Origin of the sequence: Microcoleus sp. B13-B6, from assembly GCF_036705405.1 — a bacterium.
GTDB lineage: Bacteria > Cyanobacteriota > Cyanobacteriia > Cyanobacteriales > Microcoleaceae > Microcoleus.
This window is the reverse complement of sequence record NZ_JAUBUJ010000060.1, coordinates 29,664-51,179: the sequence shown is the minus strand read 5'-3', so window position 1 is coordinate 51,179 and position 21,516 is coordinate 29,664. Positions and strand designations below refer to the sequence as shown.

21 protein-coding genes are annotated in these 21,516 nt (G+C 44.1%); 14 read left to right on the top strand and 7 right to left on the bottom strand.

All coding sequences use genetic code 11. The annotated features are described in order from the left end of the window. Positions 1–118 precede the first annotated feature (118 nt). The 6 genes from QUB35_RS23880 (at position 119) to vapC (ending at position 4,495) form a co-directional block, all read left to right on the top strand. Positions 119–748, top strand: coding sequence for a macro domain-containing protein (locus QUB35_RS23880; RefSeq protein WP_333144174.1), 630 nt, complete (start codon positions 119–121; stop codon positions 746–748). Between the two features lie 381 nt (positions 749–1,129). Next, positions 1,130–1,717 (top strand): hypothetical protein, encoded by a 588-nt coding sequence (locus QUB35_RS23875; RefSeq protein WP_333144173.1) that lies wholly within the window; start codon positions 1,130–1,132, stop codon positions 1,715–1,717. Positions 1,718–1,752: 35 nt separating this feature from the next. Then, the gene (locus QUB35_RS23870; protein WP_333144172.1) at positions 1,753–1,875 is read left to right on the top strand and encodes a hypothetical protein; all 123 of its coding nucleotides are present in this window, start codon (positions 1,753–1,755) and stop codon (positions 1,873–1,875) included. Beyond that, positions 1,872–3,659 (top strand): aspartate--tRNA ligase, encoded by a 1,788-nt coding sequence (aspS, locus tag QUB35_RS23865; RefSeq protein ID WP_333144171.1) that lies wholly within the window; start codon positions 1,872–1,874, stop codon positions 3,657–3,659. Before QUB35_RS23870 ends, aspS begins: the two co-directional genes overlap by 4 nt. 229 nt (positions 3,660–3,888) lie before the next feature. Then, positions 3,889–4,101 carry a type II toxin-antitoxin system VapB family antitoxin gene (locus tag QUB35_RS23860; protein WP_333144170.1) on the top strand — a complete coding sequence of 71 codons (213 nt, stop codon included), beginning with the start codon at positions 3,889–3,891 and terminating at the stop codon, positions 4,099–4,101. Beyond that, complete coding sequence (gene vapC / locus QUB35_RS23855; protein ID WP_333144169.1) at positions 4,088–4,495, top strand: type II toxin-antitoxin system VapC family toxin; 408 nt, start codon at positions 4,088–4,090, stop codon at positions 4,493–4,495. Before QUB35_RS23860 ends, vapC begins: the two co-directional genes overlap by 14 nt. A 49-nt stretch (positions 4,496–4,544) precedes the next feature. On the opposite strand, the gene QUB35_RS23850 is transcribed toward vapC, so the two are convergent. The 3 genes from QUB35_RS23850 to QUB35_RS23840 all read right to left on the bottom strand — a co-directional run bounded on the left by QUB35_RS23850 (position 4,545) and on the right by QUB35_RS23840 (position 9,479). Further along, entirely contained in the window at positions 4,545–4,811 is a 267-nt protein-coding gene (locus tag QUB35_RS23850) for a type II toxin-antitoxin system RelE/ParE family toxin (RefSeq protein ID WP_333144168.1), read from the bottom strand. After that, entirely contained in the window at positions 4,808–5,017 is a 210-nt protein-coding gene (locus QUB35_RS23845) for a hypothetical protein (protein ID WP_333144167.1), read from the bottom strand. The genes QUB35_RS23850 and QUB35_RS23845 overlap by 4 nt, the downstream gene beginning before the upstream one ends. Positions 5,018–5,318: 301 nt before the next feature. Continuing rightward, positions 5,319–9,479 carry a HEAT repeat domain-containing protein gene (locus QUB35_RS23840; RefSeq protein WP_333144166.1) on the bottom strand — a complete coding sequence of 1,387 codons (4,161 nt, stop codon included), beginning with the start codon at positions 9,477–9,479 and terminating at the stop codon, positions 5,319–5,321. 172 nt (positions 9,480–9,651) lie between these two features. Here QUB35_RS23840 and QUB35_RS23835 point away from each other — a divergent pair, with 172 nt between their 5' ends. Next, positions 9,652–9,867, top strand: coding sequence for a hypothetical protein (locus QUB35_RS23835; protein ID WP_333144165.1), 216 nt, complete (start codon positions 9,652–9,654; stop codon positions 9,865–9,867). 68 nt (positions 9,868–9,935) lie between these two features. Here QUB35_RS23835 and QUB35_RS23830 read toward each other — a convergent pair whose 3' ends face one another. The 3 genes from QUB35_RS23830 to QUB35_RS23820 all read right to left on the bottom strand — a co-directional run bounded on the left by QUB35_RS23830 (position 9,936) and on the right by QUB35_RS23820 (position 11,066). Next, a complete protein-coding gene (locus tag QUB35_RS23830; RefSeq protein ID WP_333144164.1) occupies positions 9,936–10,388 on the bottom strand; it encodes an HNH endonuclease signature motif containing protein in 453 nt (150 codons plus the stop codon). Then, positions 10,385–10,618: a hypothetical protein gene (locus QUB35_RS23825; protein WP_333144163.1), complete on the bottom strand. Its 234-nt coding sequence runs from the start codon at positions 10,616–10,618 to the stop codon at positions 10,385–10,387. The genes QUB35_RS23830 and QUB35_RS23825 overlap by 4 nt, the downstream gene beginning before the upstream one ends. A gap of 214 nt (positions 10,619–10,832) precedes the next feature. Then, entirely contained in the window at positions 10,833–11,066 is a 234-nt protein-coding gene (locus QUB35_RS23820) for a hypothetical protein (RefSeq protein WP_333144162.1), read from the bottom strand. A gap of 171 nt (positions 11,067–11,237) precedes the next feature. Between QUB35_RS23820 and QUB35_RS23815 the strand changes: the two genes are divergently transcribed. From QUB35_RS23815 to QUB35_RS23800, 4 genes are all read left to right on the top strand, one after another. Further along, complete coding sequence (locus QUB35_RS23815; RefSeq protein ID WP_332983430.1) at positions 11,238–11,414, top strand: plasmid partition protein ParG; 177 nt, start codon at positions 11,238–11,240, stop codon at positions 11,412–11,414. After that, positions 11,398–11,667, top strand: coding sequence for a ribbon-helix-helix domain-containing protein (locus QUB35_RS23810; protein ID WP_332957635.1), 270 nt, complete (start codon positions 11,398–11,400; stop codon positions 11,665–11,667). The genes QUB35_RS23815 and QUB35_RS23810 overlap by 17 nt, the downstream gene beginning before the upstream one ends. A gap of 175 nt (positions 11,668–11,842) precedes the next feature. Then, positions 11,843–12,049, top strand: a complete 207-nt coding sequence (locus tag QUB35_RS23805; RefSeq protein WP_083888202.1) for a ribbon-helix-helix domain-containing protein — start codon at positions 11,843–11,845, stop codon at positions 12,047–12,049. Positions 12,050–12,167: 118 nt separating this feature from the next. After that, entirely contained in the window at positions 12,168–12,374 is a 207-nt protein-coding gene (locus QUB35_RS23800) for a ribbon-helix-helix domain-containing protein (RefSeq protein WP_333144161.1), read from the top strand. Positions 12,375–12,485: 111 nt separating this feature from the next. On the opposite strand, the gene QUB35_RS23795 is transcribed toward QUB35_RS23800, so the two are convergent. Further along, positions 12,486–13,952 (bottom strand): glycosyltransferase family 87 protein, encoded by a 1,467-nt coding sequence (locus QUB35_RS23795; RefSeq protein ID WP_333144160.1) that lies wholly within the window; start codon positions 13,950–13,952, stop codon positions 12,486–12,488. A gap of 432 nt (positions 13,953–14,384) precedes the next feature. Between QUB35_RS23795 and QUB35_RS23790 the strand changes: the two genes are divergently transcribed. The 3 genes from QUB35_RS23790 to QUB35_RS23780 all read left to right on the top strand — a co-directional run. Further along, entirely contained in the window at positions 14,385–15,575 is a 1,191-nt protein-coding gene (locus QUB35_RS23790; protein ID WP_333144159.1) for a M20 family metallopeptidase, read from the top strand. A 131-nt stretch (positions 15,576–15,706) separates the two neighbouring features. Next, on the top strand, positions 15,707–17,086 hold the full coding sequence (locus tag QUB35_RS23785; protein ID WP_333144158.1) for an ATP-binding protein: 1,380 nt from the start codon (positions 15,707–15,709) through the stop codon (positions 17,084–17,086). A gap of 4 nt (positions 17,087–17,090) precedes the next feature. Next, positions 17,091–21,516: WD40 domain-containing protein (locus tag QUB35_RS23780; RefSeq protein WP_333144157.1), on the top strand; the 4,426-nt coding region annotated here is incomplete at its 3' end.

Here is a 21,516-nt window from a genome sequence, read left to right as displayed (position 1 = left end):
GTTGCCCGATAGATAGGGGGTAGGCACGGGGAGTAGGGGTAGCACTACCCCTACAAATTTATCGGAATCATTTAGGAGCGCTCTAGCTGTTCGCAATTAAAATTAAGAGAGAGTATTTATGCAAATTGTGCTGGCTACCTTAGACGATGGCTTAGTTAGAGCCTGGGAAAGCACTTGCGGCAGTATGGAAAATGTCAAGATACATCACGGTTCAATATTTGATGTGAAATGTGATGCTATTGTTAGTCCGGGGAATAGTTTTGGTTTCATGGACGACGGCTTAGAGTTAGAAATTTCGGAATATTTTGGAGGGCAGGTTCTTGAACGCTTGCAAAAACTAATTCAGGCTCGACATCACGGCGAACTCTTAGTAGGAATGGCAGAAATTGTAGACACCGATCATGCTGAAATTCCATATTTAATAGCTGCCCCAATTATGCGCGTTCCCACAGTTTTAAGAGAAACAGTAAATGTTTATCTAGCAACCCGCGCTATTTTGACTCTCGTAAAATTTGGCTCAGTCCCAGATGGAACACCAGTGAAACATATCATTGAAACTATCGCTATTCCCGGCATGGGTACGGGAATGGGTAAAGTGCCGCCAGATATCTGCGCCAATCAAATGAAAGTTGCGCTCGAAGATATCCTCTTATCTCAGTACGAATTTCCTCAATCTTTACTGCACGCTCAAAGGCGTCACCACTTGTTATATACGGACGATAGCGAAGATTTGCAGTTGGAAGATTGAAACTCTTAAATTTGCCAGTTTTATTGTGTTGAGAAACCAAGTTTATTGGTGTGTGTTTTTTTAGGTAGAGAGACTTATCACAAATTTAAGTGCGCTAAACCGTACCTGCAAGTTGGCGGTATCCTACACACTAGAGCAACTTTGGTAGATATAATGTAATAGAACTGAGGTCATTCCAACTAGGTAAGCGCGGATACAAAAGTTGATAAAGCTGGAACAATAATTGCCTAGTTCTTATTAAATGCCAGAATTCCTTCTGGCGCTACAGGTACAAAGTCTGTATAAAAGACCACAATTCCTTCTGGCGCTACACATACAAAGTCTGCGTCCGGGGACTGTTAGTTTTTTTCAAAATGTTTGCTACCACAGGAGAAGATTGATATGACAGATCCAAAAGTAACCGAGGAACCAGTTTTAGAGGCAACTCTCGAAACGACGGAGCTCGTCAAACAAGAGATGCCCGACGCGACTGATGAGGCGATCGCAGAAACTGCGGCGCTGTTTGAAGCAATTAAAAAACGCGCCACCGCCGAAGTGCAAGCAGCGGGCGAACTCACCCGCGAAGCTTATTTAAAAGCTGTCAATAAGGCCTCCGGGGCGATCGAAGAAAATAAGGATCTCGCCCACGAGAGATTCACAGAAGCAGTCAAGCTGATTAAAAAAGAAACTGAGAAAAATTGGCTGGTGGTAGATGCGATTAAAACGCGGGCGCAAGCGCAGGTGCAAGATGCTGGCGAAGTCAGTCGCGAAGCTTATTTGAAAGCAGTGCGACAAGCGCGAGAAGCGGTGGAACAAAATAAATTGATCGAACGCGATCGCATCGAACAAGCTGTTGACCACATTCACACGGAAGCTGAAAAGAATTGGCACCTTATTGTGAAGCAAATTGAGTCGATCGGCACTCGCTTGACGGATGCGGCTAAGTCTGCATGGAACGCGCTGACGGCGTTTTTTGACAAGAAGGATTAAACTCAGATATGACACCATTTTAAAGCACAGGCAAGATGCCTGTTCCACAAAGATTGAATTTTCTTGTGGCACAGGCATCTTGCCTGTTCATAAAAGGTTTTGACACTAAGCGCTATAATCAAAAAGCATTATTTTTAGTCCATAACCCCCAACCATGAGAAGTTACTACTGCGGCGAACTGCGAAGCGAACACATCGGAGAGACTGTCACCCTTTACGGCTGGGTGGATCGCCGCCGCGATCATGGCGGGGTGATTTTTCTGGATGTGCGCGATCGATCGGGTATTGTGCAAATTGTCAGCGATCCTGAACGCACCCCCGATTCCTATCACGGGGCTGAGGCTTTACGCAGCGAATACGTGGTTAAAATTACTGGGCGAGTCACCAACCGCCCCGAAGAGTCCCTCAACCCGAAATTGCCTACGGGTGAGGTGGAAATTTATGCTGACGAAATTGAGTTGTTGAATGCGGTTCGCAAACAGTTACCGTTTCAGGTGGCGACGGCAGAAAATGAAAGCGTGCGCGAAGATTTGCGCCTGAAATATCGCTATTTGGACTTGCGGCGCGATCGTATGAGTCGCAATTTGCAACTTCGCCACCAAGTTGTGAAAGCTATGCGTCGCCACCTGGAAGATGTGGGAGGTTTTATTGAAGTTGAAACACCGATTTTAACTCGATCGACTCCTGAAGGTGCGAGAGATTATTTAGTGCCCAGCCGCGTCAATTTGGGCGAATGGTACGCTTTGCCGCAGTCGCCGCAGTTGTTCAAACAATTGTTAATGGTTTCGGGTTTGGACAGATATTATCAAATTGCCCGCTGTTTCCGCGATGAAGATTTGCGCGCCGACAGACAGCCGGAATTCACACAATTAGACATGGAAATGAGTTTCATGTCTTTAGAAGAAGTTATCGAATTAAACGAAGGTTTAGTCTCCCAGATTTTCCAAAGTGTCAAAGGCATAGAATTGCCTCGTCCTTTTCCGCGTTTGACTTACGCTGAAGCGATGGATCGCTATGGTAGCGATAAACCGGATACTCGCTTCGGTATGGAATTAGTCGATGTTTCCGATTTGATGAAAGATTCGGGATTTAAGGTATTTTCCGGGGCGGTTGCTGCGGGCGGAATTGTGAAAGTTTTGCCGATTCCGGGCGGGAATGATGCCATTTCTAACGTGCGGATTAAACCGGGTGGCGATTTGTTTAAGGAAGCCAGCGAAGCCGGTGCGAAGGGATTGGCTTACATCCGCGTGCGGGATAACGGCGAAATTGATACGATCGGCGCCATTAAGGATAATTTGACGGAAGCGCAAAAACAGGAATTGCTCGATCGCACGGGCGCGCAACCAGGTCATTTGTTGTTATTCGCAGCGGCTGATGTGACAACTGTCAATAAGACTTTGGATAGATTGCGTTTGTTCGTGGGTAACGAATTGGGATTGATTGATAAAGACAAGATGAATCTGCTGTGGGTGACAGATTTCCCGATGTTTGAATGGAACGCTGACGAGAAGCGTTTGGAAGCATTGCACCACCCGTTTACTGCGCCGCATCCTGACGATATTAATGATTTGAAAACTGCGAGGGCTCAAGCTTACGATTTGGTGTTAAACGGTACAGAAATCGGCGGCGGTTCTTTGCGGATTTATCAGCGGGAAGTTCAGGAAAAGGTGTTTGAGGCGATCGGCTTATCGACTGAGGAAGCTTACAATAAATTCGGCTTTTTGTTGGATGCGTTTGAGTATGGAACTCCGCCCCACGGAGGCATTGCTTACGGTTTGGATCGGTTGGTGATGCTGTTGGCTGGTGAGGAATCGATTCGCGATGTGATTGCGTTTCCGAAGACGCAGCAGGCGGGTTGTTTGCTGACGAATGCGCCGGCTGGGGTGGATGAGAAGCAGTTGAAGGAGTTGCAAGTGCGATCGACTTATACGCCCAAGTCATAAGTATGTAGAATACCTTGACAATTTAACTATTTGTAAATTCCTGACTTTTTTAAGAAGTCGGGAATCTGGGTAGTTTGAGTTTGGTGTCGTTGATGCAGAGGAGTTAAAGAGTTTGGTTGAGGTTGGTTTCGGTGAGTTGGGGAAACCAGGATTTGGGGAAGTTGGGCTAGGTTAAGGGTTGGGTGTGGCTATGCCATAATGAATGAGAGAATGAAATCCACCATTAACCATGACAACCACCGTTGAACTTAACGAAGAATTGGTTAAAGAAGCCTTTCGCTTAACCAATTTCAAAACAGAAAAAGAATTGATTGACTTTGCTTTGCAAGAATTAATTCGCACCCGTAAAAAGCGGAACCTACTTGATTTAAGCGGACAAATTCAATTTACGACTGAGTACGACTACAAAGCTTTGCGGGAAAACCGAAATGTTTCTGATTGATACATCAGTCTGGATCAGCGTTTTCCGCGACAGGACAGGTGTAGTACGCCAATCCCTGGAAGCAATAATCAATGAGGAAAGTATTTTTCTGAACCGATTTACTCAGATGGAACTTTTGCAAGGTTGCCGAGATGAACGGGAGTGGACACTATTAGAAACTTATCTCCAAGAACAAGACTACATCGAGTCTACGCCTAATACTTGGGTAGCGGCTGCTCGGATTTATTACGATTTGCAACGACAGGGGTTAACGGTTAGAAGTAGTATCGACTGCTGCATTGCCCAACTGGCGATCGAACACCAACTTATTCTAGTTCATAACGATCGCGATTTTGAAACAATTCAGAGAGTGCGATCGCTCAACTGCTTGCGCTTCCGGCCTGACAATAATTAAAGATTAATTTTAGTTTGAGTTGGTGAGGATGGGGTGAAGGCTAAAATGATTACGGAAAGTATCTGTAAATCTCTTTGCGGTGGAGTATCCTGACGAAATAGACTACGCCATCATTAACTTTAATACCGATTCGGTAATCACCCACTCTAAGGCGATAGTAGTCTGCATCACCTTTTAGTTTTTTAACATTGCTGACTTCATTTAATTTTTCGGCGTTCTCAACTTCTTCTATCGCTTCCTGAATTCTTTGCAACAAATCGGCCTCAAGAATCTTGAGTAAATCCTTTTCAAAGCTCTTTTTAAACTCCACATTCATGGTTGTCTCTTCAGGATTTTGAAAATTTGCTCGCGGCTGACTGTTTCAGTATTTTCGCCTTCTTTGATAGCATTTTCTATCCCTATATCTTCTAGGGCTTCTGTTAAAATTTCAGAAAATACTTCTTTTTGTTCTTTTAATAACTCAAAAATCGCTGCTTTGAGCAATTCTTTAAGTTTGGTTTCGTCTATAGTAATTTCAGACATTGCTTTTTTTCGGGGATTTATTTAAGGTTTTCATTATATCACGAAATCAAGCCGATTTATTTTCATGTTGATGTAAATTAATTAAATTTATTCTAGCCAACGTTGGTTTGCGGGTAGTCAGAAACCGGGTTTTTTCGATAATACTTCGTTACACCTCGTAGAAGCGGCCAAAAACGCGGTTTCTTTGGTTTGCGGGTAGTCAGAAACCGGGTTTTTTGCGAGAATACTGCATCCCGACCTTTAACTAAAGTGAAAAACCCGGTTTCTTTGGTTTTGATGCGTAACTCCCGACAGTCAAAACTTAGGACTCTAGATGAAGTCGTTTGAGCCAGTTTACGACAGTTTGAAGTAAATCGGGGTCATGGGGGGAGAAGGTTTGCAGGGGTGGATGAGGTGAGTCGGTGATGAGACAGATTGTACCGTGGAAGCGGGTAAGGGCATCGAGGAAAGTAGGGCTAAAACCTCGGGCCGCGGCGGATGTGGGGTCTTCGTAGAAGATGAGGATGGGGTGTTTGTTGCTGTGGCGGCGGAGTCGATTCCAGTAGGATTTGAGTTGGGGGAGGGTTTCGGGTTCGCCGTTGAGTCGTTCGGGACAGTTTTGGTCGAGGAATTGTTCGTAGATGTCGAGGGCGGGGTTATCGGAGTCGATGAATTTGCTGGTGTCGATGCAAATTAGCTGTACGGATTCGATTAATTGTGTGTCTGCAAGTCTGGCATCAAGGATGTTGGGTAAATCTGCTAAATTGAGGCTTTGGGTGAAGGGGGTAGAACCGACTCCTGTTGTTTCTGGGACTTCTGGATGGGGTGTGGTGAGTTGATGGTGCCATGCTTGATAGAAAGTTGGGTAAGGCAGATTTTGGGCGCAGTTCCAGATGACTCTGAAGGGAGGTATAAGGAGATCAAAAGCGTTTGCACGTACTTGGGAAGTTAGGTAATTTTTTAATCCTGAGACTACGGTGGCGAAGTGTTTACCTTTCATAATTTTCCCTAAGCTATCTGCCGCTTGGCTCCGAGTAGATTCATACTGAGAAGTATTGATTAACTCGACTAAAGCCGATATCGCAACTGGGTTATCTTTGCTTATTTTCCCTAAGCTATTTGCCGCTTGCCTCCGAGTAGATTCATCCTGAGAAGTATTGATTAACTCAACTAAAGCCGATATCGCAACTGGGTTATCTTTGCTTATTTTCCCTAAGCTATTTGCCGCTTGCCTCCGAGTAGATTCATCCTGAGAAGTATTGATTAACTCAACTAAAGCCGATATCGCAACTGGGTTATCTTTGCTTATTTTCCCTAAACTATCTGCCGCTAGGCTCCGGGTTCTTTCATTATCTGAATTGCGGATTAACTCGACTAAAGCGGCGATCGCCACTGGGTTATCTTTGTCTATTGCCCCTAAGCTATATGCCGCTTCCACCCGAGTATATTCATCACCTGAATTGCTGATAAATTCGACTAAAGCGGAGACCGCCACTGGGTTATCTTTGTCTAGTTCCCCTAAGATACCTGCCGCTGCACTGCGGATATATTCATCCTGAGAAGTATTGATTAACTTGACTAAAGCTGCGATCGCTAATGATTTGTTTTCGCCTCTTTCTGCTAAACTATATACCGCATCTGTCAGGGTATATTTACTAATTGCACTATTAATTAAATCGACTAAAGCTGCGGTCGCCACTGGATTATCTTTGCCTACTCTTCCTAAGTTAAATATCGCTGCTCTCCAGGTATTTCTCGTCTGAGCAGAGTTGATTAAATCGACGAAAGCTGCGAGCGCCACTGGGTGATATTTGTCTATTTCCCCTAAGCTACGTGCCGCGAAACATCGGATATGTTGATTTTGAGCAGAGTTGATTAACTCGACTAAAGCTGCGATGGCTACGGGGTTATCTTTGTCTATTTTCCCTAAGCTATCTGCCGCTTGGTACCGGGTACTTTCATCACCTGAATTATGAATTAACTGGACTAAATCTGCGATCGCAACTGGGTTATTTTTGCCTATTTTTCCTAAGCTATATGCCGCTTGCCTACAAATATCTTCATTCTGTGAAGTACGGATTAACTGTACTAAAGCTGCGATCGCAACTGGGTTATCTTTGCCTATTTTCTCTAATAAATATTCCACCTTCCTCCGGGGATCTTCATTCTGTGAAGTACCGATCAACTGGACTAAAGCGGAGATTACAACTGCGTTATTTTTGTCTATTGCCGCTAAGCTATATACCGCTTGCCACCGGGTATCTTCATTCTGTAAAGTACCGATTAACTCGACTAAAGCGGCGATCGCCCTTTCCCGATCCGTGTCTTTTAGTATCTCCCTTGCTACCTCGAAAATAGGACTAAAAACTTGCAAACTATCCTGTTTTTCTGCAAATCCCCACTTGACAATTTGCGACACAATCTCATCAGCAAGACTACAATCCTTAAACTCAGCAATCCCCGCAGCCGCGAGAAAATACGCCCGAATTTTATAAAAACCAATATCACGCCCATCCTCAAACTCAACCAACGCCTTAATAAACGCTTCCTTCTCATTCTTCCCTACACCCTCCAGCCCGAACCACAGCAAAATCACCTGCTTCCACTGCGCTTCAAAAATCCGATATGCCTTCCCCACCACCGGAAAATCAACATGATTCCGAGGTAAAAAATAATCCCAATCATCCACCGCCAACGCCGCAAAATACTCCTGAAACGTCGCATGATAAAACGCATAGACTGATTCTTCCGGTTCATCAATATCGATGCCAACCCGATTCAACCATCCTAGAGATAACGCCAATGATAATAAAGACGTTTCATCGCTTCGAGCTCCCAAATACTGACTGACTAACTGATAGGACAAGCGAAAACGACTCGATTTGCCATCAATTGCTGCTTTGGCTAATTCTCCTAACCCTTCATGTAAAAGTTTCTGACACTCATTGTGACTTTTGCCACATAGCTTTTCATATATTTTGATAATTTGCTCTTTCCAGCGATAGAAATACTTAATAAAACTGGCATATAATTTTGCCTGAGTATCCGGTAAAGTTCCCTGTCTCGAACTCCAAATTTGACACAACATCCACAACCGCAACGGATTTTGAATCAACTCCTTGAGACGGGAATTCTCCGACTCTGCTAATTCCGCCTCCAAACTTTCCCCCGTCGCAGCATCCCCCATCCCCGCAAACCAACGGCGAATATACTCCGTAACTTGTTCCGAATTAAACTCCAAATTGCGAAACACATCAAACCCCGAAAAAGCATTTTTATCCGCCTCCCAAACATTCACCCGACAAGTCACCACCACCCGCGCCGCCTGCACCCATGTCCTTGACAAATCTTTCGCTAACTGCTGCATTCCTTGAGTGTTGGCCATTTCATCCACACCATCCAGCAACAACCAAACCCGACTCATTTGTGCTTCTAAATCACCGCGCGTCACTCCTCCTGGACACCGAGACAACCACACCTTTTCCAAATGGTCACAGATACTTTGCGCGCCTAATTCAGCTAAATCTATCCAAATCGGCAACCCCAATTCTTGCTCTAAAATCCAATCAGCAATCTTCTGCAACCGCGTGGTTTTCCCCGCACCCGGTTCGCCAATAATCGCAATTTTTCGCCCTTGACTAATGTCGCTTTTCCCTTGTCGCAATACATCCTCAAAAAACCTTTCTTCAGCAATGGGAATCAGTTTTTCTGTTTCCTTTTCCTTTTCTTCCTGCTGATTCCTTGGCTGAGGTTTGGGTTTTTGGCGTTCAACAATGGCTAAGGGAACATAAACCCCATCGAGTTGCGGAGTCATCCCGCAGGCGTTGGTGAAAGGGTTGGTGGTGAGTTGCTGTTGGTGGGCGAGGTTTTGGCGGCAGATTTCTTGCCAGTTTATGGGTTCTTCTTTAGGTTTAGGAGTTTCATGGGATATCTCGACTGTGACGGAGCCAAATTTAACCTTCCACTTTTCCTCAATTACTTCTAAATTTTCTTTGGGGTTAATCTGATTCTTCAGCTTAAGGGAAAATTTCCAATAACCTTGATTTCTTGCACTAGGTTTAAGGTAAAGTATACCTAAGTCTTTCAGACAGTCGAGAACATCTTGGATTGCCTCTCCTCTTCTCTGGGAGTTATTGACATTCTTTTCATCATTGGGTTGAGAGAGTTCTAACGCCTTTCCTAAGCATTCCACCAATGTACATAAATCTTCCTTAGTTATCCCTTCAACAATTTTGGTTTTGTTGTTGTTGAGTTTTTGCTGAAATTTCCCCGATACCAGCAACTCATTTTCCTTTTCCCATAGCAACTTGAGCGTAGCTTTCAGCTTGTCCCCTGAAACGGCTATTTCCCCATTATCCTGGAACGTAACTTTCAGCTTATCCCCAGCCACGCCAATTTCCCCATTCGTGAGGGCGAGTAAGGCCTCAACCAGTTTGAAAACGTTGTTTTTTGTGGTGGCGTTTTTCCCGTATTTTCGTGCCATCGCTACCTTTTGAATAAAATTCATCGTCGCTTGGGCAAGTTTGCCCAAACCAGTTGGTTTGCCCAAGCGCTTAACCCCGATTATACAAGGGTTTCAGAATTTTTTGTTTTTGCTTGATTGGGCAAAAGCCCAAAAAAATAATTTACCTCATAAGCACAAAACGAGGTGAATTATGAACGACCAAGAAGACAGAATCAAACAACGCGAAGCATTAGAAGATGCTCATGACAACTTTGTTCAACCTTATGTTAATCAATTGATTGAAGTTAACGCCCAGTCTTCACCCAATATTGATGTTGCGCTTCCTGGGTTTTGCTGTGTGTCGGGATGGTTGGTTTTGGTTGTATTGTATTGTTTTTGGACGCGCTATCGAATGTCATCAAAATAGCCTGTATTATTCGGCGGTTGAAACCGCTTCTGGTCAAACGAAGTCTGCCTCCGCAGACTAAGAGTTTATTACGTTTCTCTGGGATCGTCTGTTGGTGGATGACAGCCAGCTTTAATCCATAAACCGCGTGCTTCCTGAATCGATCGCTCTCCTTGATACCGTTCGTCATTCACGTCAAGCCGATCGCAAGTAGCGCGACCAATTGCTGTAACTCCGATAATTTTTGTACCCTCCCTCGTCCAAATAAAATGCTCTTGCCATTGCTGACTTCGAGGATTAAATAGAGCTACTTCTGCTTGAGTTTCTAGATCGCTAGCTACTGTAAAATTGTAACGGCGTTGATTGCAACGGCTACAAGCAAGCGCTAAATTATTGACATCATCAGTACCATCTAAAGAACGGGGTTTAATATGGTCGATGGTAAAACGAGAGGTGCTGATTTCTTCTGGAGAGTGACAATATTCGCAAAGATATTTAGCCCGTTGTCTTACATATTGGCGGGTTGCTTCGGTAAGGGTCATTTTTGAGCGAGGAGGAGGGAGTTTAGGTAAGTAAAAAGGCGATCGAGTTCGTTGATGGCCTTGAGTTCGTCTTGTTCTTCAGCCGTTAGATCGTTGACTTTATTTTTTTCCAGAAGGCTTTCTAGATGGAGTTGAAGTCGATCAGTAAATTTGAACAAAGGGCGATTATTGACTGTTTCGACTTTAATTCCGGTTTCAATGAGGGAGGGAGGTTGAATGACAACTTGCATAATATTTGACTTTGTTGAATTGTTTGTCATGTTTAGGCCTTATCCATATTTTATCTCAAATTACGGGAGGCCAGAAACCGGGTTTTTTCGAGAAGACGCGCTACGCCTCGTAGTAGCGGCAAAAAACCCGGTTTCTTTGGTATTTATGGGTAAGCCCTAAATGAGACAGAAAGGCCGATCGCACTTTTTCAATTCGTGCGATCGCCCTCCAAGATTATTCTTTCCAGTAACGGGTTAAAATCCGGATTACCTCACCCGCTATCGGCGATGGTAGAGGCGGGCTCCATTCCCCAACTTCTGCAAAACCTAAAACGTGCAACAGATTAACGATACTTTCTACCGCTTTGGGAACGCCACACAACAGCAAACGAATCGGTTGCTTACCTTGAGGTACATCAGGAATTTCTTCCCGGAGCAGCTCGGTAACTGACTTTGGCTGTGATATCATAGACTTTGAATTACACGAATAGTGGAATTGCGATCGCCCTCAAGTTTTCCAGGCCAGGGGCGATCGCTTTTCCGTTTGTACATCCTCAGTCTAGCACAGCTATGGGAATATGGGAATAGGTAACTAAGGGAATTTTAAACTTTTCACACGTAAACGTGTGAAAATAAAGTTATGGCAAATGAAAAAGACACCATCAAACTTGTAATTCCCAAGGCATTGAAGATCAGGTTCAAAGCCTTGTGCGTTCGTGCGGAAAGGGATATGAGCAGCGTCGGAGGTCAACTAATAGAAAACTGGTGTCAAGAGCAAGAGCAAGCCCAGGCGAAACGGGATGAGTCAAACACCTGAAGGGGCGACACCAAAGAGGCGTACAAAGAAAGTACGATCGATCTATGAAGTAAATTCCCAGTTGCCTAACTTGCCAGCAAAAAACCTAAAACGAGTCACCAGCTACGTTCCTCCAAACGCCTACAACGTCTTGGAAGATTGGGCCAAGAAAGAAGACCGGACAGTCAGCAATCTGGTAAGTCGGATTGTCTCTGAAGCTGTAGATGCTTACTTGGCTAAAAAGACTACAGAAGATGAACCCAGCAGCAATTAACCTTTGATCTCTACGCTGATGAGTCATTCTCAACTGCCAACCTGTCAGGCCGTTGATTTTGTGTTGGAGTGGGGTTTGGTTTTTGGGTGTTTAGATTACTTTAGCCTAAACTAGATTGTGGTGTGCTACCTTGGCTTAAAAAAGCTCTAAAAAATTTGCAGTCAGCTAAAATGACATGGTGAACACGCTACCCCCAAACAATGTGAGTCCTGCAAAATCTCCTAGAGTTGCCTTTTACCCGCCACCCGAAATCAAGGAGAAGTTAGAAAAACTGGCGAGTATTGAGCGTCGTTCGATTTCCCAAATGGCATTACTTTTGGTCGAAGAAGGACTCGAAAGAGCGCAGAAGGAAGGCAAGTTTAATGAATCCAAAGACGATTAAACTACCAACTACCACTGCGGGCGATCGCTCTCAACTGCCTGCGTGTCCTGCCGTGTACTTTGTTTGAGACGGTGACGCGGTAAGGTACAATAGGGCAGTAAAAGCACAAATAACAGCCTTGCCAGCAAAACTCCCCAGAATAGTTGTATATCTTCCAGAAGAACTTAAAGCAGACCTAGAGCGGTTAGCCAAATCGCATTATCGGCCGGTCTCGAATATGGTATTGACATTAATTCAAGAAGCAGTAGATGAGGCTAAATCTGAGGGGAGAATTCAAAGCGACGATCGATCGCAGCAACAGAAAATCGACAGCGACTCTGAATGATTTAACCGCAGAGGACGCAGAGAGCACAGAGGAAGAGAAGAGAGAGATGAAACATGGTGCACACGCTACCTATTACTTAACTCTTCGCCAGATGAATGTCTATTTCCTGCTTCAGCTCGGTCGGTCAAATTCAGCAACCTGTTTTTGACCAAGAGAGGTAATTGCTAAGACTAAAACACTTAACGTAAGGCCTAAAATCGCATAACTCGGTAGTGAAAAAATAGTTACTTTAAACAAATAAGGCAACTCCCCCCCCTTCCAGTTCCACCGCCTTCCTAGAAACACCAACAGCCCGCCATGAATCACAGCGGTTTGCACCATGACACAGCCAACTCCCAATAACCAAACCGACATTCTTTGCCTAGAGAAGGCACAATTTTTAATCTGAAAACATAAATCATTCAGCAAAAAAACCACCGCCGGTGCTAACATCACAGAACTGGTGGGCTGTGAATAGTTGATAGCAATACTCAAAGTAGAAATTAGCACCATTTCAGATAAGTCAACCTTTTTTGACCAAGCATTGCGAGATTGTTTTTTGTAAAAATACCAACTCACTAAACCAACTAGCACCAGACTTATCAAGTCAGAAAATAGCTTCGCCACGAAGGGACTATCGGGGAAAAATCTCGGCCCCATAACCCTTAAATCAAGGCGACTCATAGAAATATAAGCATTATTCGATGGATCATTGAGCCAGAGTGGAAATCCACGAGTCGCATCCTGTATAAATCCTGTTAAAGAATTGCCCGTTACAGCTAGACCTATAACTGCCAAAAAAGTTACCGTGACGATAGATATAAAAACTAGCTGAAACCGTCTTTTGATTAAAAAATAAGGAATAAACAATATAACTAAAGTTGGTTTAAAAAGGGCAATTCCTAATAAAATTCCTGCAATTACATCCTGATTTTTTCTAGCATAAATAAACATCCATAACAGCAGAACCGCAATAAAAGTTGCCACATTGCCAACTTGAAGATCGAAGACAAAACCGTAGAGGAATGCAACTGATATACTACAAATAGTCCGAAAAGCTCGTGAGTGCGACACCAACAAGATATTCGCTCCCCATAAAACAAAACCTGTGGCAATAAGATGCAGCCAAGTCCAGATTGTGAATGCAGTCTTCATAGGGAAATAGCCCACAAACCACAGCGGAGGAATGATATTAGGTGGATAAACAAAAGAAGGAATAAACCCACACACTTTAGTGATGCTACAGAAACCGCTGTTAAACACTTCTACATTAAAGGGACTCAAATGCTGATGGGCTAATCTACTCGCTACATAAAACCACTTAAAATCCCAGTAAGGGGGATCGGGCCGATTAGTCAGATTGTAAACCAACCAACCGGTATAACAGAGAAATCGGGTGAGAACTAATACAATAACTGCTTGCAAAATAAAGTTAACAATAGGTTGACGAAAAAAATGAGTCAACCTTTGGATCGAAGGATGTTTTAAAAACAAAGAATCTTGCCATGCTGTTTTTTCGCTATCTAATCGCCAATTAAATTTGAGAAACCCAGCCACTGTAATTATAATTATTACATTCCAGAATCCAAAGCTAATCATAGAAAATATTTTTAATAAATGTACTATTTGATGATATCACAACCAGAAATTATCTCATGTCCGATCGATCAACCATAATATCCCGGTCGGGGCGGGTTTTTGAGATGGTCAATTATTAACAGGTATTGTTGGCTCACGGGCCCCTACAAAAATCGCGGTTGCTCGACCGGACATGATATTATCAACTAAAAATCAGCCTTTGAACCTAGAATCTAGACGTTTATTCCTGGTTTCAACCTAACTCTCTTTTCTCTCTTTTCTCTGCGTCCTCTGCGCCCTCTGCGGTAAAAAAAAAAAATCTTATTCACAAACAAAATAGCATTGCCATCCAAAAGCCCGATCGCACATTTGCGCCTTATAACCCTGTTCACCCCCAAACATATGCGTTAACCTAGTTGACTACAACTTGTACCGCACTCCCCAACTAAATTCATGCTTCCCCGCATCCAAGAATTAGCCGCCACCCTAGCACCCCGCTTAATCGAAATTCGCCGCCACATCCACTCCCACCCCGAACTCAGCGGTCAAGAATATCAAACCGCCGCCTACGTAGCCGGAGTTCTCGCTTCCAGCGGAGTTCACGCCATCGAAGGAATCGGCAAAACAGGAGTGCTCGGCGAACTCAAAGGCAACAGCAGCGAGTCCCGGTGGCTGGCAATTCGCACCGATATGGACGCTTTGCCGATTCAAGAACGCACTAACTTAGAATTTGCCTCCCGCAACGAGGGAGTGATGCACGCCTGCGGCCACGACATCCACACCACCGTCGGTTTGGGCGCAGCAATGATATTGTCTCAGCTAGGGGAAAAATTGCCCGGTCACGTCCGCTTCTTGTTTCAGCCGGCGGAAGAGATTGCCCAAGGTGCTCAATGGATGATTAAAGATGGGGCGATGCAAGATGTTGACGGCATCCTCGGAGTGCACGTTTTTCCGACGATTCCCGGCGGTTGCGTCGGTATCCGCCACGGGGCCCTGACGGCGGCGGCAGATGACATAGAATTGATTGTGATGGGCGAATCCGGCCACGGTGCGCGTCCCCACGAGGCGATCGACGCAATTTGGATTGCTTCTCAGATAATTACCACTTTGCAGCAGGCAATTAGCCGCACGCAAAATCCTTTGAGGCCACTGGTTTTGACGATCGGGCAAATTAACGGCGGACGAGCGCCGAACGTAATTGCCGATCGAGTAAAATTATTGGGAACTGTGCGATCGCTCCATCCCGAAACCCACGAAAACCTGCCGGCTTGGATCGAACAAATTGTTTCTAGCGTTTGCGGGACTTACGGCGCTAAGTACGAACTCACCTACAAGCGCGGCGTGCCAGGAGTCCAAAACGACCCAAAACTCACGCAATTAGTCGAAACTGCGGCTTTAGAAGCTTTAGGTCGATCGCGCGTCCAAATTTTACCAGAACCCTCCCTCGGCGCCGAAGATTTTTCGATGTACTTAGAACACGCACCCGGAACCATGTTTCGCTTAGGAGTGGGACTGACTGACAAACCGAACTATCCCCTCCATCACCCGCAATTTGAGGTCGATGAATCTGCGATCGTGACCGGCGCTGTCACCTTGGCCTATGCCGCCTACCAATATTGGAAACAGCATCCAGGTTCACACTAATAGTCTTCGACGTATGGGTGGTCAGCTAACTAACCGTAGGGTGCTTACCCGGAAAAATGTTTAGTCTCTTGTAAAAACATTCAGCCCTGACCCACCCTACAATAACTACAAAAACTAATTTAGAAAATTTTATGAATCTAGATTTCGATCGATTCTGCGACGCCTGCAACCCCAGTCACTCCCTGATATTGGGCAATGCCGAAGATCAGCGCTACTACATTGATTTTGCTGAGGTGCGCGGCGGAAAAGTTATTAACATACTCAAACGGACAATTACCCGTCTGGCACGAGATAAACCGACTTGCCAATTGTTTACCGGACATATTGGTTGTGGCAAGTCTACTGAATTGTCGCGACTGCAAAAAGAGTTGACAGATGAGGGATTTCATGTAGTTTACTTCGAGTCAACACAAGACCTCGATGAAATGGATCTCGATTTGACGGATATCATGTTAGCGATCGCACGGCGAGTCACCCAAAGCTTGGAAGAGGGCAAAATTTCCTTGCAGCCCCAGCGCTTTAAAGAATTCTTAAAAAATAGTTGGAATTTTTTACAAACCCCTGTGACTTTAGAAGCTGAAGGAGAACTTTTTGGTAGCAAATATAAGGGCAATACAGACGGAAATCTGGAAGTTTCTCTGCCTTTAGGCATCGCCAAAATTACTGCCAAAACCAAAAGTGATCCCGACTTGCGCTCTAAACTGAGACAGTACATGGAACCGCAAGCTAATAAAATGTTAGAACTGATTAATCAAGAAATTATTGATGTAGCAATTAATCAGCTAAAGCAGCGGGGTAAAAAAGGATTAGTGGTGATAGTTGACAACTTAGACAGGATAGTTTCTCGACCCAATGCAGCGGGGCGACTGTTGCCAGAATATATTTTTATTGACCGGGGCGATCAGTTGCGGCAACTGAATTGCCATTTAGTTTATACCCTGCCGCTGGGATTGATTTTTGGCAATGAAAGCGAAATTTTGAAAAATCGCTTGGGAGGGGGAGTTGACCCGAAAGTTTTGCCGATGGTACCAGTAAAAAATAGACACGGCAGCGAATGTGTTGAGGGGATGAATTTGCTGCGGCGCATGGTGATGTCGCGGGCTTTCCCTGATGTGCCAACCGAGGAACATATCACATTAATTACCCAAGTTTTTGACAGTCCTGAAACTTTAGATGAATTGTGCCGAGTCAGCGGAGGTCATCTGCGAAACTTGATGGGGATGCTGTTTGGTTGCTTGCAGCAAGATGACCCTCCTATTTCGCAAGATGTGTTGAAATCAGTGATTCGCAGTTCCCGCGACAGTCTGAGGAATGGCATTGATAATGATGAGTGGGAGTTACTCTTTAAGGTGGTGAAAGAACAAAGCATTAATGGAGATAAAGAATACCAAGATTTGCTGCGAAACCTGTGGGCTTTTGAATATGTAGACACTCAAGGAAATTGGTTTGCGTTGAATCCGCTGTTGATGGAAACTGACAAATTCAAGCTGTGGCAGCAGCAAAATTCGTGAGATCATGGTAAACTCAAATCTAGCGGAAGATATTGCAGCAGAAAATGAGCGCTCGCTATCTACTTTGGTACGGACGATCGACCGCTTTCAAGGAAAGTTTTCTTTAACTATAGTGCGCTGCAATTATGCTAGCTTGCGTTATGCAATGCTGGAAAAACTGCGCGATAGCTCGACTGTTGAATATCAAGAATTAGTCCTTGAACCTGCTACCCAAACACTTTATCAAACCATTCTCAATGCCGTCCAAGAGCAACCGCCAAAAGCTTTAATAATTGTCGGTATCGAATCGGTGGTTGCTATTGATAACCTGCTAGCGGGGGCTAATAGAGCGCGAGATCAATTCAAGCAAGATTTTGCTTTTCCTTTAATATTATGGGTGACGGATTCCGTACTGTCTAAATTCAGTCGATCGGCGAATGATTTGAAGTCTTGGGCTCCTCCTCCGATTCAGTTTACCATGCCGCCCTATGACTTGATGATTTTTTTGCGGCAAAAAGCAAGCCAAGCTTTTGGTGATGTTGAGAATTTCAAGTTAAATGACTGTGAAATTGAGTTGTTGGAGAATGACCTGCTAAATGTAGCATTAGACCAGGAATTGCAAGCTAGTTGGCAATTTAGTCGCGGTTTAGTTGAATTTCAGAAAAATCAAATAGATTTAGCACTCGAACATTATCAGCAAAGTTGGACATTTTGGCAGCAAAATGGTCACTTAGAAAGACAAGGAATGGTCTGCCATAAAATTGCTCAAGCTTACAACCGCAAAGCTGAATTGCACCGGGCAGGAAATCAAGATTATTGGCAAGAAGCTAGAAAGTATTTACAACAGTCTCTGGAGAGTTTTGATCAAGTGCAGCGACATGATTTAGCTGCGAAATGTATTAGCGAACTCTGCGAAGTGCTGGAGCGTTTAGCAGCTTGGGAAGAGTTGCAAACTTTAGCTAAAAAAGCCTTAGAAATGCACAAAATTTACGGTACTCCGAGTCAAGTAGCTGAAGATTACGGCTTTTTGGCTGAGGTGGCGCTGCAACAATCTCAGTGGGAAACAGCTTGCGAATCGGCTAAATTAGCATTGTCGGTTTTGGAACAAGCAGGAATAAATAAAAAAGAGACTGGTTTGTATCTGCTACTTTTGGCAAAAGGGCAGCGAAATCTTATCCCCTGTTCGACAGTTAGCCCCCCCCAGCCCCCCCAAGCTTCGGGGGGGAGTGAGTCAGTATTTTCCCCTCTTGAGATTATAGAAACTTTAACACAAGCGAAAGTAATTACCCACCCTGAAGAGGATGTGCAGCTTTATCTGAGGATTTTAGAAGAGTTGAGAACTCTCTATTTTGAGCAAGGCGAATATTTAAAAGCCTTTGATATCAAACTCGAACAACAAGCAGTTAAAAGCAAATATGGATTGCAAGCTTTTATCGGTGCCGGTCGCTTGCAGCCGCCGCAACAAATAATTGATATCGGTTTAGAATCAGGTCACTCACAAGCTGAAATTGTTGAGGAAATTGAAGCCGCTTCCGGGCGGTCGCAGGATGTTAAACGGATAATTCAACGGATAGGTACACCTGCTTGCAAGCTGACAATTATTCACGGACAATCGGGAGTAGGAAAAAGTTCGATTATTCAAGCCGGGTTAGTTCCAGCCCTGCAACTTACAACTTTTGAAGCGCGGGACGTATTGCCTGTTTTATTGCAGTCTTATCACGATTGGGCGAGGGATTGCGGTCAGTGTTTGCGATGGGGAATTGAAAAAATAAAAGGTGAGAGTTTATCTACTCCTATTGACACGCCGGCAGCTATTCTCGAACAGTTGCGGCTGAATCAAAATCGCAATTTATTGACCGTACTAATTTTTGACCAGTTTGAGGAATTTTTCTTTGCTTATCAAGACCAAACTAGCCGGAGAGAGTTCTATGATTTTTTGGCTGAATGTTTAAATAAGATTGGTGATCTCAAAATTCTCCTGTCGCTGCGGGAAGATTATCTTTTCTACTTGTTAGAATGGAATCGCGCGACCAATTTGTTCCTGATTAATAACGACATTCTTAATAAGAATATCTGCTATTACTTGGGTAATTTTTCGATACCCGATGCTAAAACTGTTCTCCAAACCTTAACAAAACGCTCTCAAGTTGACTTATCGGAAGATTTGGTAAACGCACTGGTAGAAGATTTAGCAGGTGAAGTGGGAGAAGTACGGCCGATCGAACTGCAAATCGCGGGGACGCAACTGGAAAAAAGGCAGATTACTCAACTAAGTGAATATCAGCAACTAGGCAGTCAGGCTAAGGTCAAACTGGTTGAGGAATTTTTAGCAGAAGTTATCGCCGACTGCGGCCATGAAAATAAAGATATTGCCGAACTTGTCTTGTATTTGCTGACGGATGAAAACAATACTCGTCCTCAGAAAACTCTGGCTGAGTTAGCAGCAGGTTTAGGAAAAGAGTCAAAAAGATTAGAGTTGGTTTTAGAGATAGTCGTTAAATCGGGATTGGTGTTAGAAGTGCCAGCAACTCCCATTGGACGCTACCAACTTGTCCACGATTATTTAGTGCCTTTTATCCGCAAAAAGCAAAGTGCGGAATTACTAGAATTACGCGAAAAATTCAAGCAAACTGAAGCCAAAAATCAGATATTAGCAGAGGCCACACAAAAAGCCCAGAGACGAATTGGTATTGGTACAGCGGTATTGAGTATTAGCCTAGTTTTAGCTGCAACTGTAATGGGAGTAGCGTGGCAGCAAGTGGACAAGGCGCAGAAATTGACCCAATTAGAGCGATCGGCAAATGATGCTTCGAGACTGTTTGAATCTGGCAGTAACCAAATAAATGCTTTGATCTCAGCCGTAAATACTGGGAAAGACCTCAAAGCTACAGTCAAAAATGTTCGTTCCGTTGCAGATTACCCGATATATACTCCCCAGATTGCCCTCAACCAGATTCTCGACAACATCCGAGAACAAAATCAGTTACGACATCAAAGTACGATAAGGAGTGTAAGTTTTAGTCCCGATGGTAAATACATCGCTACGGCATCACAGGACAAAACAGCCCGGTTGTGGGATTTAACAGGTAAGTTGATCCAAGAATTCAAAGGACATCAAGATATGGTATTTAGTGTCAGTTTTAGTCCCGACGACAAATACATCGCTACGGCATCAGCGGACAAAACAGCAAGGTTGTGGGATTTAACAGGTAAGTTGGTACAGGAATTTAAAGGACATCAAGATAAGGTAAGGAGTGTAAGTTTTAGTCCCGATGGCAAATACATCGCTACGGCATCAAATGACAAAACAGCTCGATTATGGGATTTAACAGGTAAGTTGATCCAAGAATTTAAAGGACATCAAAATGTGGTATTGAGTGTAAGTTTTAGTCCCGACGGCAAATACATCGCTACGGCATCAGGGGACAAAACAGCAAGGTTGTGGGATTTAACAGGTAAGCTGATACAAGAATTTAAAGGACATCAAGATGGGGTATTGAGTGTAAGTTTTAGTCCCGATGGCAAATACATTGCTACGGCATCATGGGACAAAACAGCCCGATTGTGGAATTTAAAAGGCAAGCTAATACAAGAATTTAAAGGACATCAAAATTCCTTATGGGGTGTCAGTTTTAGTCCCGACGGCAAATACATCGCTACGGCATCATGGGACAAAACAGCCCGATTGTGGAATTTAAAAGGCAAGCTGATACAGGAATTTAAAGGACATCAAGGTGACGTATGGAGTGTCTGTTTTAGTCCCGATGGCAAATACATCGCTACGGCATCAGCGGACAAAACAGCAAGGTTGTGGGATTTAACAGGTAAGTTGGTACAGGAATTTAAAGGACATCAAGATTCGGTAGAGAGTGTCAGTTTTAGTCCCGACGGCAAATACATCGCTACGGCATCATCGGACGATACAGCACGGTTGTGGAATTTAACAGGCAAGCTGATACGAGAATTCAAAGGACATCAAGATAAGGTAAGGAGTGTAAGTTTTAGTCCCGACGGCAAATACATTGCTACGGCATCAGCGGACAAAACAGCAAGGTTGTGGGATTTAACAGGCAAGTTGATACAAGAATTTAAAGGACATCAAAATTTCCTATGGGGTGTCAGTTTTAGTCCCGACGGCAAATACATCGCTACGGCATCATCGGACGATACAGCACGGTTGTGGGATTTAACAGGTAAGTTGATACAGGAATTTAAAGGACATCAAGATGGGGTATCGAGTGTCAGTTTTAGTCCTGACGGAAAATACATCGCTACGGCATCATCGGACAAAACAGCAAGGTTGTACGATTTAACTGGTAAGCTGATACGAGAATTTAAAGGACATCAAGATTGGGTATCGAGTGTCAGTTTTAGTCCAGACGGTAAATACATCGCTACGGCATCAGGGGACAATACAGCACGGTTGTGGGATTTAACAGGTAAGTTGATAC